This window comes from Shewanella sp. DC2-4, assembly GCF_013248875.1.
In the GTDB taxonomy this organism is placed as follows: Bacteria; Pseudomonadota; Gammaproteobacteria; order Enterobacterales; family Shewanellaceae; genus Shewanella; species Shewanella oncorhynchi.
On record NZ_JABRVR010000002.1, the window covers coordinates 1110016 to 1123326 of the forward strand.

General features: G+C 45.1%; 15 protein-coding genes. All 15 read left to right on the top strand.

Going from position 1 to position 13311, the window contains the following annotated elements; translation table 11 throughout:
• The first annotated feature begins 62 nt into the window (after positions 1–62).
• The 15 genes from fliE (at position 63) to flhB (ending at position 13291) form a co-directional block, all read left to right on the top strand.
• Positions 63–398 carry a flagellar hook-basal body complex protein FliE gene (fliE, locus tag HQQ92_RS05645; protein WP_028761191.1) on the top strand — a complete coding sequence of 112 codons (336 nt, stop codon included), beginning with the start codon at positions 63–65 and terminating at the stop codon, positions 396–398.
• Positions 399–443: 45 nt separating this feature from the next.
• The gene (gene fliF, locus HQQ92_RS05650; protein ID WP_028761190.1) at positions 444–2132 is read left to right on the top strand and encodes a flagellar basal-body MS-ring/collar protein FliF; all 1689 of its coding nucleotides are present in this window, start codon (positions 444–446) and stop codon (positions 2130–2132) included.
• Positions 2125–3177 (top strand): flagellar motor switch protein FliG, encoded by a 1053-nt coding sequence (fliG, locus tag HQQ92_RS05655; RefSeq protein ID WP_028761189.1) that lies wholly within the window; start codon positions 2125–2127, stop codon positions 3175–3177. Before fliF ends, fliG begins: the two co-directional genes overlap by 8 nt.
• Positions 3164–4159, top strand: a complete 996-nt coding sequence (gene fliH, locus HQQ92_RS05660; RefSeq protein ID WP_173243798.1) for a flagellar assembly protein FliH — start codon at positions 3164–3166, stop codon at positions 4157–4159. The genes fliG and fliH overlap by 14 nt, the downstream gene beginning before the upstream one ends.
• Positions 4128–5465: a flagellar protein export ATPase FliI gene (gene fliI, locus HQQ92_RS05665; protein WP_028761187.1), complete on the top strand. Its 1338-nt coding sequence runs from the start codon at positions 4128–4130 to the stop codon at positions 5463–5465. Before fliH ends, fliI begins: the two co-directional genes overlap by 32 nt.
• A gap of 29 nt (positions 5466–5494) precedes the next feature.
• Positions 5495–5941, top strand: coding sequence for a flagellar export protein FliJ (gene fliJ / locus HQQ92_RS05670; protein ID WP_173243801.1), 447 nt, complete (start codon positions 5495–5497; stop codon positions 5939–5941).
• A 241-nt stretch (positions 5942–6182) separates the two neighbouring features.
• Positions 6183–7778 carry a flagellar hook-length control protein FliK gene (locus HQQ92_RS05675; protein WP_173243804.1) on the top strand — a complete coding sequence of 532 codons (1596 nt, stop codon included), beginning with the start codon at positions 6183–6185 and terminating at the stop codon, positions 7776–7778.
• An 84-nt stretch (positions 7779–7862) separates the two neighbouring features.
• The gene (gene fliL, locus HQQ92_RS05680; RefSeq protein WP_028761184.1) at positions 7863–8390 is read left to right on the top strand and encodes a flagellar basal body-associated protein FliL; all 528 of its coding nucleotides are present in this window, start codon (positions 7863–7865) and stop codon (positions 8388–8390) included.
• Positions 8391–8429: 39 nt separating this feature from the next.
• Positions 8430–9458 (top strand): flagellar motor switch protein FliM, encoded by a 1029-nt coding sequence (fliM, locus tag HQQ92_RS05685; RefSeq protein WP_105251943.1) that lies wholly within the window; start codon positions 8430–8432, stop codon positions 9456–9458.
• A gap of 11 nt (positions 9459–9469) precedes the next feature.
• Positions 9470–9850, top strand: coding sequence for a flagellar motor switch protein FliN (gene fliN, locus HQQ92_RS05690; RefSeq protein ID WP_028761182.1), 381 nt, complete (start codon positions 9470–9472; stop codon positions 9848–9850).
• A 30-nt stretch (positions 9851–9880) separates the two neighbouring features.
• Complete coding sequence (gene fliO, locus HQQ92_RS05695) at positions 9881–10309, top strand: flagellar biosynthetic protein FliO (protein ID WP_028761181.1); 429 nt, start codon at positions 9881–9883, stop codon at positions 10307–10309.
• Entirely contained in the window at positions 10306–11052 is a 747-nt protein-coding gene (gene fliP / locus HQQ92_RS05700) for a flagellar type III secretion system pore protein FliP (RefSeq protein WP_028761180.1), read from the top strand. Before fliO ends, fliP begins: the two co-directional genes overlap by 4 nt.
• An 18-nt stretch (positions 11053–11070) precedes the next feature.
• Positions 11071–11340: a flagellar biosynthesis protein FliQ gene (fliQ, locus tag HQQ92_RS05705; RefSeq protein ID WP_012587225.1), complete on the top strand. Its 270-nt coding sequence runs from the start codon at positions 11071–11073 to the stop codon at positions 11338–11340.
• Positions 11341–11344: 4 nt separating this feature from the next.
• On the top strand, positions 11345–12142 hold the full coding sequence (fliR, locus tag HQQ92_RS05710; protein ID WP_028761179.1) for a flagellar biosynthetic protein FliR: 798 nt from the start codon (positions 11345–11347) through the stop codon (positions 12140–12142).
• 18 nt (positions 12143–12160) lie between these two features.
• A complete protein-coding gene (gene flhB, locus HQQ92_RS05715) occupies positions 12161–13291 on the top strand; it encodes a flagellar biosynthesis protein FlhB (RefSeq protein WP_028761178.1) in 1131 nt (376 codons plus the stop codon).
• Positions 13292–13311: the final 20 nt, after the last annotated feature.

The window sequence follows — 13311 nt, forward strand, 5'->3', positions numbered from 1 at the left end:
ATTTTGCATTGTCCCGTTATCGGTATTTTGATCGTCAAGAATTCGACGACTGGGAGCTCAGCATGCAAATAGGCGCAAATTCATTCCTGCAGGAAATGCAGAAACTCCAAGGCGAAATAACGCCGTCGTTTGGCGTTCAGCCAAATATCATGCAGCAAGTGAATAACACCAGTGGTGCAGACTTCGGTCAGTTGCTATCGCAAGCCGTCGGCAATGTCAGCGGCTTACAGTCTGCATCGTCAAACCTCGCGACACGTTTAGAGATGGGTGATACTACCGTTTCTTTATCGGACACTGTGATTGCACGTGAGAAAGCGAGTGTTGCTTTCGAGGCGACAGTGCAAGTGCGTAATAAGCTTGTCGAAGCCTACAAAGAAATAATGAGCATGCCTGTCTAGGCCAGTGAATAACCCAATTAGCAGGTACGAATCGTGAGTACAGAAATGATTGTCGGATCCAATTCCGGTTTAGCTGACCAAGGTGTCCAGCAAGAACATAAGTCAGGAATGATGGGAAATCTTGGCGGTGTCGATATGATGCGCCAAGTAACTATGATTTTAGCCTTAGCGATTTGTTTAGCCTTGGCGGTATTTGTCATGCTGTGGGCGCAGGAGCCAGAGTATCGTCCATTGGGTAAAATGGAAACTCAGGAAATGGTTCAAGTGCTAGATGTACTTGATAAAAATAAAGTTAAGTACCAAATCGACGTGGACGTTATTAAAGTTCCTGAAGATAAATATCAAGAAGTCAAAATGATGTTGAGCCGTGCTGGTATCGACAGTCCTGCAGCCAACCAAGATTTTTTGAATAAAGACAGTGGCTTTGGTGTCAGCCAACGCATGGAACAGGCTCGTCTTAAGCATAGCCAAGAAGAAAACCTCGCCCGTGCGATTGAGCAACTACAAAGTGTCAGTCGTGCCAAAGTCATTCTTGCGTTACCTAAAGAAAACGTCTTCGCCCGCAATGCCTCTAAACCGAGTGCAACTGTGGTGATCAATACCCGTCGCGGTGGCTTAGGCCAAGGTGAAGTCGATGCTATCGTCGATATTGTTGCTTCTGCAGTACAAGGTTTAGAACCATCAAGGGTGACGGTAACTGACTCTAACGGCCGTTTATTGAACTCTGGCAGTCAAGATGGCGCGTCTGCGACGGCTCGCCGTGAACTTGAATTAGTACAGCAAAAAGAAGCTGAATATCGCACTAAGATTGAATCGATTCTGGTGCCAATTTTAGGTCCTGATAATTTTACCTCTCAAGTCGACGTCAGTATGGATTTTACTGCTGTTGAGCAAACATCAAAGCGTTTTAACCCTGATTTACCGGCACTGCGCAGTGAAATGACCGTTGAAAATAACACTACTGGCGGCTCTTCTGGTGGGATCCCTGGCGCGTTATCCAATCAACCGCCAATGGAGTCTAATATTCCAGAAGATGCAACAAAAGCGGCAGAGTCAGCAACGGCTGCAGCAGGTAATTCGCACCGCGAAGCGACCCGTAATTTTGAGTTAGATACCACTATTAGCCATACCCGCCAGCAAGTTGGCGCAGTGCGCCGCATTAGTGTGTCAGTCGCGGTGGACTTTAAACCTGGTGCCGCTGGAGAAAATGGTCAAGTAGCCCGTGTTGCCCGCACCGAACAAGAACTGACCAATATCCGTCGTTTGCTTGAAGGCGCGGTTGGTTTTAGCTCACAACGGGGTGATGTGCTGGAAGTGGTAACTGTTCCCTTTATGGATCAATTGGTTGAAGATTTACCCGCACCTGAGCTTTGGGAGCAACCTTGGTTTTGGCGTGCGATTAAGCTTGGGATTGGTGCGCTAGTGATTTTGGTGCTGATTTTAGCTGTGGTACGTCCTATGCTGAAACGCTTAATCTATCCTGACAGTGTGAATATGCCTGAGGATGGCAGATTAGGTAATGAATTAGCAGAAATTGAGGACCAATATGCGGCTGATACGCTAGGGATGCTCAATACTCAAGAGGCGGAATACAGTTATGCTGACGATGGCTCAATTCATATCCCTAATCTTCACAAAGATGATGATATGATTAAAGCTATCCGTGCGCTCGTGGCGAATGAGCCTGAGCTCTCTACTCAAGTCGTGAAAAACTGGTTACAAGACAATGGCTGAGAATAAAACGAAAGAAGTGGCTCCTGCGGCCGCACCTGCCTTTAATATCAAAGATATTAGTGGCGTTGAAAAGACCGCTATTTTACTCCTCAGTTTGAGTGAGGCTGATGCTGCATCCATTTTAAAACACTTAGAGCCGAAGCAAGTGCAAAAAGTGGGTATGGCCATGGCGGCAATGGATGAGTTTGGTCAGGAAAAAGTTATCGGGGTACATAAGCTGTTTCTTGATGATATTCAAAAGTATTCTTCAATTGGTTTCAACAGTGAAGAGTTCGTCCGTAAAGCCTTAACCGCCGCGCTGGGTGAAGATAAAGCGGGTAATCTGATTGAACAGATTATCATGGGCAGTGGCGCTAAAGGTTTGGACTCGTTGAAGTGGATGGATGCACGCCAAGTGGCGACCATTATTCAAAACGAACATCCCCAGATCCAAACGATTGTGTTGTCTTATCTAGAACCCGATCAAGCGGCGGAAATTTTTGGTCAATTCCCTGAGAATACCCGCTTAGACTTGATGATGCGTATTGCAAATCTTGAAGAAGTGCAGCCCGCTGCACTGCAAGAGCTGAATGACATCATGGAGAAACAGTTCGCCGGTCAAGGTGGCGCACAGGCCGCAAAAATGGGTGGCTTAAAAGCGGCTGCCAACATAATGAACTACTTAGACACGGGTATCGAAAGCCAGTTGATGGAAACCATGCGCGAGTCTGATGAAGAAATGGCGCAGCAAATCCAAGATTTGATGTTTGTATTTGAAAACTTAATCGATGTCGATGACCGCGGTATTCAAGCCCTGTTGCGTGAAGTGCAGCAAGATGTACTGATGAAGGCGCTCAAAGGCACAGATGATCAGCTGAAAGAAAAAATATTGGGTAACATGTCAAAACGTGCCGCTGAATTATTGCGTGATGATCTTGAAGCTATGGGCCCAATCCGTATCAGTGAAGTGGAAGTCGCACAAAAAGAAATCCTGTCTATTGCTCGTCGCTTAAGTGACAGCGGCGAAATCATGTTAGGCGGCGGTGGTGGCGATGAGTTCCTCTAATCCGAGCGACAATAAATTGTTGAATAAGGTCTTGAGCGAAGGAGATGTCGAATTTAGTCACTGGGCGCTGCCAGATGTGACTGAAGCCGATGATGATTCTATCTCAAATCTGTTCGGCCATTCGAATCATCAAGCCGCTAAGTCGACTACAGTGGAAAGTGTTTCTCCACCGACTATGGCTGAGATTGAAGACATTCGTGCCCAAGCCGAAGAAGAAGGCTTTAGCGAAGGTAAGCAGCAAGGGTATGAGCAAGGGCTAGAAAAAGGGCGTTTAGAAGGGTTAGAGCAGGGCCATACTGAAGGGCTCGCCCAAGGGCATGAGCAAGGATTAGAAACCGGTTTAGCCCAAGCAAAAATATTGCTCTCGCGTTTTGAAACCTTATTAGCCCAATTTGAAAAACCATTGCAATTGCTCGATGGCGATATTGAACTCTCTCTAATGAACCTGAGTATGACATTAGCGAAATCTGTCATTGGCCACGAATTAAAAACTCATCCAGAACAAGTGCTTTCGGCATTGCGTTTAGGTATTGAATCGCTGCCGATAAAAGAACAAACGATCACAATCCGCTTGCATCCTGACGATGTTATTTTAGTCGAACAACTTTATTCCACCGCCCAACTGACCCGCAGTAAGTGGGAACTTGAAGTTGACCCTTCCTTAAGCCCTGGTGACTGTATTCTCAGTAGTCATCGTTCTTTAGTCGATTTGACCCTCGCATCGCGCATCGATGCTGTGTTTGAGTCCTTACGGAACCAACATACTCACTTAAGTGATAAGCAGCGTCAACTGCAAGAGGCGATAGAGGTTGAAGATACCGCTAAACACGTTGCGGCTTCTGAGGCCGTGGGATCAGAGCTTGATGCTCAGGTTGTCGATACGGTTTCTCAACATGCTGAGGATATACAATTTGCCTCAAACACAGGTGAGCAATTAGAGGCAAAATCAGATGCAAAATCGCCAACATCAACTGCTGAATAGACTTAATCATCATCAGGGTAAGGTGCCACCATTTCGCGCAGTGGCCAGTGGTCAACTGGTGCGTGTTGTTGGCTTAACGTTAGAAGCAAGCGGTTGCCGTGCGCCTGTGGGCAGCTTATGTTCGATTGAAACCATGGCGGGCGAGTTAATCGCCGAAGTTGTAGGCTTTGATGGCGAACTCCTTTATTTAATGCCTATCGAAGAATTACGTGGGGTATTACCCGGTGCGCGGGTTGTGCCTTTAGGGGAACAAACTGGACTCAATGTTGGTTTATCCCTGCTAGGACGCGTACTCGATGGTAACGGTGTGCCTTTAGATGGTTTAGGCGCTTTGCAGACCGACCAACAAGCGCCAAGACATAGCGCTGCCATTAATCCTCTATCTCGCCGTGCCATTACTGAACCGCTGGACGTTGGTGTTCGCGCTATCAACGCTATGCTGACTGTGGGCAAAGGCCAACGTATGGGCTTGTTTGCGGGCTCAGGTGTAGGTAAGAGTGTGCTCTTAGGTATGATGACTCGCGGTACTACCGCCGACATTATTGTGGTTGGGCTAGTGGGTGAGCGTGGCCGGGAAGTGAAAGAGTTTATTGAGGAAATTCTTGGTGAGAAAGGTCGAGCGCGTTCAGTCGTTGTTGCTGCGCCTGCGGATACATCGCCTCTGATGCGTCTTCGCGCCTGTGAAACCTCGACTCGTATTGCCGAATATTTCCGCGATTTAGGCTATAACGTTTTATTGCTTATGGACAGTTTAACGCGCTACGCCCAAGCGCAGCGGGAAATTGCTTTGGCTGTGGGTGAACCGCCTGCGACTAAAGGTTATCCGCCTTCTGTGTTTGCAAAATTGCCACGTTTAGTTGAGCGCGCCGGAAACGGTGGCCCTGGACAAGGTTCAATTACGGCATTTTATACTGTGCTGACGGAAGGGGATGATCAACAGGATCCGATTGCCGATGCTTCGCGGGCGATCCTCGATGGCCACATAGTCTTGTCACGTTCGCTTGCGGATTCGGGGCACTATCCTGCGATTGATATTGAAGCTTCTATTAGCCGAGTCGCGCCTATGGTGATCTCCAATGAACATTTGGAAGCCATGCGCCGCGTGAAACAAACCTATTCCTTGTATCAGCAAAATCGAGATTTGATTTCTATTGGGGCCTATGCCCAAGGAAGCGATCCTCGCATTGATAATGCGATACGACTGCAGCCAGCAATGAATGCTTTTTTGCGCCAAACCATGCGTGATGCATTTAGCTTTGCCGATAGCCAAGTCATGCTTGGGCAACTTGCTGCACAGTGCAAATAATGGCGTCATCGAATTAATCGAGGTCTAGTATGGCTAACGCCGATCCCTTGTTGTTAGTGTTAAAGCTTGCCAATGATGCCGAAGAACAAGCGGCGTTATTGTTAAAATCTGCGCAGTTAGAGTGTCAAAAACGGTTGAATCAACTCAGTGCTCTGAATAACTATCGCTTAGAATACATGAAGCAAATGCAATCCCAGCAAGGTCAAGCCATCAGTGCTAGTCACTATCACCAGTTTCACCGTTTTATTCGTCAGATCGATGACGCTATTATCCAGCAAAATCACGTCGTAGCCGACGGTGAAAAGCAAAAAGAATATCGACAACAACATTGGTTGGAAAAGCAAAAAAAACGTAAGGCAGTAGAATTACTCTTAGCCAGTAAAGAGAAGAAGCGTCAAGTGGTTGAACAAAAAAGGGAGCAAAAAATGACCGATGAATTTGCTTCCCAGCAATTTTATCGCCGTCATCAACGTTAGTGAAATGATAGGCATCTTTACTGCTCGCTAGCCGGATAGGCTCTTTAGTTTTTTTGTATTGATGGCATAAGCATCAATTCGGCACCTCTCAGTGTTAATTCTTTTCGATATGCTGTCGTAAAATCTGATGTTTTGGCATCTTATTTGCTTTGATTTAGTCCATGACCCTGCAACCGCAGTGTTTAATTGACGTTTCTACCTAGCCATTTCTTTTTTTGCTGGGTGATGTTTGGGAGCACTTATGCAACAAATGACCAATATCCTGTTAAGTAAAACAGGCAACTCTGCGGCCAATTCCGCTAAGACATCTTCCCAAGAGTCTAATAATGAAGACTTTTCATCTACACTTGCGTCAGTCACCGCTAGCTCATTTTCTATTTCTGCGTCTAAAAAAACCATTGCTAACACTGATGATGCTGTGCAGGTTACCTCTGCTGATAAAGTAAAAGATGACGATATATCAACTGATGACGCCGACGTGAATCTCATTTTTGCCCAAATTAGCATGGCAAATGATATGAAGAAAACGGCATCAGATGGAGATAGTTTGCCGCTAGCATTTTTAAATGCTGAAGAAGATATAACTGGTGAAGAAAATATTGATACTTCATCAGCTTTATTAACCGGCTCAGCATTGGCATCTACTGTTTCTGCTGAGATTGAACTGGCATCAGATATAGATGCCGATGAAGCGGGTTTTTCTGCTGAATTACAAAAGTTAGTTTCTACTAGCCCAGATATGGCAGCAATTTCAATCGCAGATGACGTGAAACCATCTTCTTTGACTGATAAGTCACTCGTACATATTCTTCCCATAGACCCAAATATACTTGAAGCGTCAGCGGATAGTGATGCTGTGATTGATCCAAATTTGACCGATGACGCTTCAGAATTACCTTTAGAAGACACTGAGCTTGTCTCTGCCACTGAAGTCGGGGTGAGCATAGATGAGTCTTTAGTTGAGAATGATGTCACACTTAATGCTGTGATTAATCAAGCGGGCTTAGCGAACAGTGCAACGATAAAGTCGGCAACCAACACTGCGGCAAAAGCAACGACTAGCAGCTCGACAGTGAATAGTCCCAATACGGGTAATATCGCTACCTCGGGAAATACTTTCGACCTGAATACCTTAGGCTCTTCAATTTCATCTGAACCATTAGATACAACATCTGTAACAGAAAGTGATCTTGATGGGAGTCCCAATTCCGATTTGGCTGCTAACCTATTACTGAAAGATGCTAAATTGACGGTTGCAATGGATATTCCCAGAGACGAAAGTTTTATGGATGATAGTAATACTTTCTCAGAACTTAAGTCGACATCATCCATACAGACACTCTCGATGTCACAATTAAATCGCCAAGAAACCATGCAAGTTCAGCTGTCATTGCGTCAAGGAGTAGAACAGCAAAACCAAATGCAGGAGATGATCCAACGATTTTCACCTGTGATGAAGCAGCAATTGATTACTATGGTGAGTCAAGGCATCCAACATGCGGAAATCCGGCTCGATCCCCCTGAGCTTGGGCATATGTTGGTAAAGATCCAAGTGCATGGCGACCAAACCCAAGTACAGTTCCATGTTACTCAGCCGCAAACGCGTGATCTGGTTGAACAAGCTATGCCAAGATTACGTGAGTTATTGCAAGAGCAAGGGATGCAGTTGGCTGACAGCCATGTTTCTCAAGGCGATCAAGGTGAGCGTCGGGAAGGTAGTTTCGGTGATGGCAGCAGTTCAAATGCGGCTGATATGAATGAAATCTCGGCAGAAGAGTTACATTTAGGTTTAAATCAAGCGATTAGTGTAACTTCAGGTATAGATTATTACGCTTAAGCAGGTAACCTATAGCAATGACTGACATAATTACGTTTCAAATAAAACTGTAATGAGTTTCCGCCTAAATTAAAGAGAATAGTGATGGCTAAGGAAGAATCGTTAGAACTTGAAAGTACTGAAGAGCCTAAGAGTAAGAAGAAACTATTTATTTTTGCTGGTGTAGGCGTTTTAGTCGCGCTGTTAATCGGTGGCGGTGTCTGGTTCTTTATGGGAAGCAGTACCGAAGAGGTTCCCGCCGTAGCAGCAGATAGTGCTGTTCAGGCTGAAGTCCCAGCATCAGGAGAAGTGGCTACCGCATCATACGTACCTATGCCGCGTCCTTTCTTATTCAACTTACCTGGGCCTGATAGGGCTCGTTTAGTTGAGATTAAAGTGCAGCTTATGGTGCGTGGTACCGATGATGATGTGCTAACACAAAAACATATTCCGCTGATTGAAGATGCGCTTTTAACGACCTTTAGTGGTGCAGATGTGCAAAAGCTCAGCACGCAAGCGGGGAAAGATGAGTTACGGCAGTTAGCACTTCTGAGTGTGCAAAATACTCTACAGTCAGTAACTGGGCGTAAAGTTGTCGAGAAAGTACTATTTACCGGTTTTGTAATGCAATAACCCTTTAACTTCAGCACCAAAAGAGGCGAAGGCAATATAGTGAGTGATTTATTAAGCCAAGACGAAATTGATGCGCTATTGCACGGGGTTGATGACGTCGATGATGACGAAATTGACGCTGTTGGAGAAGATGCCCGTTCCTACGATTTCTCTTCCCAAGATCGAATAGTTCGTGGGCGTATGCCGACGCTGGAAATCGTGAATGAGCGTTTTGCGCGCCATTTGCGCATCAGCATGTTTAATATGATGCGCCGAGCGGCCGAAGTGTCGATCAACGGTGTACAGATGCTCAAGTTTGGTGAGTACGTACATACGCTTTTTGTTCCAACTAGCTTGAATATGGTGCGTTTTAGCCCACTCAAAGGCACAGCATTGATCACCATGGAAGCGCGACTGGTATTTATCCTAGTGGATAACTTCTTTGGTGGCGATGGGCGTTTCCATGCCAAGATTGAAGGGCGAGAATTTACGCCGACAGAAAGACGAATCGTACAGTTACTGCTTAAGATTATATTTGAAGATTATAAAGATGCTTGGGCGCCCGTAATGGATGTTGAGTTTGATTATTTGGACTCTGAAGTCAATCCTGCCATGGCGAACATTGTTAGTCCTACCGAAGTTGTGGTGATTAATTCATTCCATATTGAAGTCGATGGAGGTGGTGGTGATTTTCATATCACTATGCCTTACTCCATGATTGAACCTATCCGAGAGTTACTCGATGCGGGTGTGCAAAGTGACAAGCAAGATACTGATATGCGTTGGTCACAGGCATTGCACGATGAAATCATGGATGTGAAGGTCGGGTTCGATGCCAATATTGTTGAACATGAATTAACGCTCAAAGAGGTCATGAATTTTAAAGCGGGCGATATTATTCCGATTGAGTTACCCGAGTTTATCATGATGAAAATCGAGGATTTACCGACATATCGTTGTAAAATGGGCCGTTCTAGAGATAACCTAGCGCTTAAAATATGTGAGAAAATCCCTCGGCCAGAGACAGTTAAATCTGAGCTGCAATTGGTGACGCGTAAGGGTAAATCTCGTGATATATCAGAATTATAAGGTGAAGTAAGATGAGCACAGACGATACGGATGATTGGGCTGCAGCAATGGCAGAACAAGCGTTAGAAGAAGCCAACGCAATTGAACTCGATGAGCTGGTTGATGATTCAAGACCTATTTCTAAGGCTGAAGCGGCTAAGTTAGATACAATTTTAGATATTCCTGTCACCATTTCGATGGAAGTGGGCCGTAGCTATATTAGTATCCGAAACTTATTACAACTTAACCAAGGTTCTGTGGTTGAGTTAGATAGAGTCGCAGGTGAACCGTTAGATGTGATGGTCAATGGCACGCTTATCGCTCACGGTGAAGTGGTGGTGGTAAACGATAAATTCGGTATTCGCTTAACTGATGTGATCAGTCAAACTGAGCGAATTAAAAAGCTTAAATAATTCGAGATGTAAAAGTCGTTGGAACTTTAAATGAGCACATCGGTAATACAGAGTTTAGTGGTAGCGGTTCAAGCGAGCACCGATAGCCTCGGTGGGGAAGGCGCAGCGAATATTGCTTCAATAGCGCCTGCTGCTACAAAAATGGCAGAACCTTCTCAAGTTGCGACCTTAGCAAGTATGTTAGGCGGCTTGATTCTGGTTTTATTATTAATTTTCGCGTTAGCTTATTTACTGAGAAGGTTTAATTTAGTCCCCACGACCAATGGCGTGCTAAAGACTATTGCTGTGACTTCCCTCGGTCAAAAAGAGCGTTTAGTCTTAGTTCAGGTGGGCGAACAGCAATATTTGCTTGGGGTTAGCTCGCAGCAGGTGAGTTTGATTGATAAGTTAGCTGAACCTATCCATCTAGAAGCTGATTCGTTTGCGAGTCGATTACGCCAGGCGAAATTAAAACAATGACAACACGTATCCTCGCGTTAGTTGGGTTAGTTATGCTGCTATTGATGCCGTCAGCATGGGCCGCAGATGGCGTCTTACCTGCTGTAACAGTAACAACGGCGCCAGACGGCTCAACGGAATATTCGGTCACAATGCAGATTTTACTGCTGATGACATCGCTGAGTTTTTTACCTGCGATGCTCATCATGTTGACCTCTTTCACGCGGATTATCATTGTCCTGTCGATATTACGCCAAGCCATTGGATTACAACAGACTCCATCTAATCAAGTCTTAATTGGCATGAGTTTGTTCATGACTTTTTTTATCATGGCACCGGTATTCGACCGGATTTATGATGAAGGGGTGAAGCCTTATATCGATGAGCAATTAACCTTGCAGCAAGCGTTTGATAAAGGGAAAGAGCCGCTGAGAGGCTTTATGTTGGGCCAAGTAAGAACGACGGATTTAAAGACCTTTATTGAGATTTCTGGCTATAAGGATATTAAGTCTCCAGAAGAAGCACCTATGAGTGTGTTAGTGCCCGCTTTCATTACCAGTGAGTTAAAAACAGCATTTCAGATTGGCTTTATGCTATTTGTGCCTTTTTTAGTACTCGATTTAGTGGTGGCGAGTATCTTGATGGCTATGGGTATGATGATGTTATCCCCCATGATAGTGTCGCTGCCGTTTAAGATCATGTTGTTTGTGCTCGTAGATGGTTGGAGCTTAGTCCTCGGGACATTAGCGAATAGTTTCGGATAGCCAAGGGAGAGTAAACACATGAGTCCTGAGGCGCTAATTGATATTTTTCGTGAAGCTCTCGCTGTTATCGTTATGATGGTGTCTGCTATTGTGTTGCCTGGGCTGGGAATTGGGTTAATCGTTGCTGTGTTTCAAGCGGCGACTTCTATTAACGAGCAGACCTTAAGTTTCCTTCCGCGTTTGTTAGTGACACTTTTTGGCCTAATGTTTATGGGGCACTGGTTAGTTGAAACCCTGATGGACTTTTTCATCGAGATGGTGAATCGCATTCCTCAAGTGATAGGCTAACGCGATGGAGCTGCTGCTCGATACCTTAATGCAAACCATTGCAGCTTATATTTGGCCATTGTTTCGCGTCGCGAGCATGTTGATGGTCATGGTAGTATTTGGGGCGGCAACGACACCAACACGAGTTCGCTTATTATTGGCGATGGCAATTACCTTTGCGATAGCACCCGTTCTTCCTCCAACTCAAAATGTGGATTTATTTTCGTTAAGCGCAGTGTTCATCACGGCGCAGCAAATTATTATCGGTGTTGCCATGGGATTTGTGACTCAAATGGTGATGCAAGTCTTTGTCCTCACCGGACAGATCATTGGTATGCAGACCAGTTTAGGCTTTGCCTCTATGGTTGATCCCGGTTCTGGCCAACAAACACCCGTTATTGGTAACTTTTTTCTTTTATTGGCGACATTGATTTTCTTAGCTGTGGACGGCCATCTTTTGATGATCCGTATGCTAGTGGCAAGCTTTGAAACTTTGCCGATTTCTAATCAAGGCTTAACACTGACAAGTTATCGATCGCTGGCTGATTGGGGGTCGTATATGTTTGGTGCGGCACTCACTATGTCGATATCTGCGATTATCGCCTTGTTATTAGTCAACTTGTCCTTCGGGGTCATGACCCGCGCCGCGCCACAATTGAATATTTTCTCTATTGGTTTTCCGATCACTATGATTGGTGGACTGTTTATTCTGTGGTTAACCCTAACACCGGTAATGGCACACTTCGATGAAGTATGGTCGACGGCTCAAGTGCTGCTTTGCGATATGTTAGCGCTCCAATGTAACGCTGATGGCTTGATATGATGGGATTAGGAGAAGCCCATGGCTGAAGAGTCAAGTGATGAACGTACAGAGGAACCCACGGGGAGGCGTCTAGAACAGGCGCGAACAAAAGGACAGATTGCACGTTCGAAAGAACTTGGAACTGCAGCGGTATTAATTTCGGCAGCATGTGGGTTTTATATGCTAGGCCCAAGTTTGGCCATTAGCCTAACTCGGGTGTTTGAAATTGTATTTACCATGGATAGGGCGCAAATTTTTGATACGAATGAAATGTTCAAAGTGTGGGGCGTTGTTGCGAGTGAAATAGCCTGGCCCATGGCTAAAATTATGCTACTGATTGTGGTTGTTGCGTTTATCGGTAACGTCTCTCTTGGAGGGATCAATTTTTCGACCCAAGCTATGATGCCAAAAGCCAGTAAAATGAGTCCCCTTGCTGGTTTTAAACGTATGTTTGGCGTACAGGCTCTGGTTGAACTCACCAAAGGTATTGCAAAATTTTCGGTAGTAGCGTTTTCTGCTTATTTTTTATTAAGCTTCTATTTCAATGACATTATGTTGCTGTCTAGCGACCATCTTCCAGGTAATGTTTACCATGCATTAGATTTGTTGGTTTGGATGTTTATCCTGTTATGTTCCTCGATTTTATTTATTGTCGTCATCGATGTGCCGTTCCAAATTTGGAATCACAACAAGCAACTTAAGATGACCAAACAAGAAGTAAAAGATGAATATAAAGACACTGAGGGTAAACCTGAGGTGAAAGGGCATATACGGCAGATGCAACGTGAACTAGCACAAAGGCGTATGATGGCTGAAGTGCCAAATGCCGATGTGATTGTCGTTAACCCTGAGCATTTTGCCGTTGCGATTAAATACGATGTGCAGCGCTCTGCGGCTCCCTTTGTGATAGCGAAAGGTGTTGATGATGTGGCCTTTAAAATACGTGAGATTGCCCGCGCGCACAATATTGCGATTGTCTCGGCCCCACCACTTGCAAGGGCGATTTACCATACGACTAAGTTAGACCAGCAGATCCCTGAAGGTTTGTTTACTGCTGTCGCACAGATTTTGGCTTATGTATTCCAGCTGCGCCAATATCAAAAAGGACGCGGTCGTAAACCTATTCCTGTCCCACTTAATCAACCTATACCAGATGAATTGAAATATTGAACCACTAGTCTCAGATGGTA

Bases quoted from the DNA above. Each gene is read 5' to 3' on its own strand.
- fliE (WP_028761191.1), top strand. From the start codon at position 63: ATGCAAATAGGCGCAAATTCATTCCTGCAGGAAATGCAGAAACTCCAA.
- fliF (WP_028761190.1), top strand. From the start codon at position 444: ATGATTGTCGGATCCAATTCCGGTTTAGCTGACCAAGGTGTCCAGCAA.
- fliG (WP_028761189.1), top strand. From the start codon at position 2,125: ATGGCTGAGAATAAAACGAAAGAAGTGGCTCCTGCGGCCGCACCTGCC.
- fliH (WP_173243798.1), top strand. From the start codon at position 3,164: ATGAGTTCCTCTAATCCGAGCGACAATAAATTGTTGAATAAGGTCTTG.
- fliI (WP_028761187.1), top strand. From the start codon at position 4,128: ATGCAAAATCGCCAACATCAACTGCTGAATAGACTTAATCATCATCAG.
- fliJ (WP_173243801.1), top strand. From the start codon at position 5,495: ATGGCTAACGCCGATCCCTTGTTGTTAGTGTTAAAGCTTGCCAATGAT.
- HQQ92_RS05675 (WP_173243804.1), top strand. From the start codon at position 6,183: ATGCAACAAATGACCAATATCCTGTTAAGTAAAACAGGCAACTCTGCG.
- fliL (WP_028761184.1), top strand. From the start codon at position 7,863: ATGGCTAAGGAAGAATCGTTAGAACTTGAAAGTACTGAAGAGCCTAAG.
- fliN (WP_028761182.1), top strand. From the start codon at position 9,470: ATGAGCACAGACGATACGGATGATTGGGCTGCAGCAATGGCAGAACAA.
- fliO (WP_028761181.1), top strand. From the start codon at position 9,881: ATGAGCACATCGGTAATACAGAGTTTAGTGGTAGCGGTTCAAGCGAGC.
- fliP (WP_028761180.1), top strand. From the start codon at position 10,306: ATGACAACACGTATCCTCGCGTTAGTTGGGTTAGTTATGCTGCTATTG.
- fliQ (WP_012587225.1), top strand. From the start codon at position 11,071: ATGAGTCCTGAGGCGCTAATTGATATTTTTCGTGAAGCTCTCGCTGTT.
- fliR (WP_028761179.1), top strand. From the start codon at position 11,345: ATGGAGCTGCTGCTCGATACCTTAATGCAAACCATTGCAGCTTATATT.
- flhB (WP_028761178.1), top strand. From the start codon at position 12,161: ATGGCTGAAGAGTCAAGTGATGAACGTACAGAGGAACCCACGGGGAGG.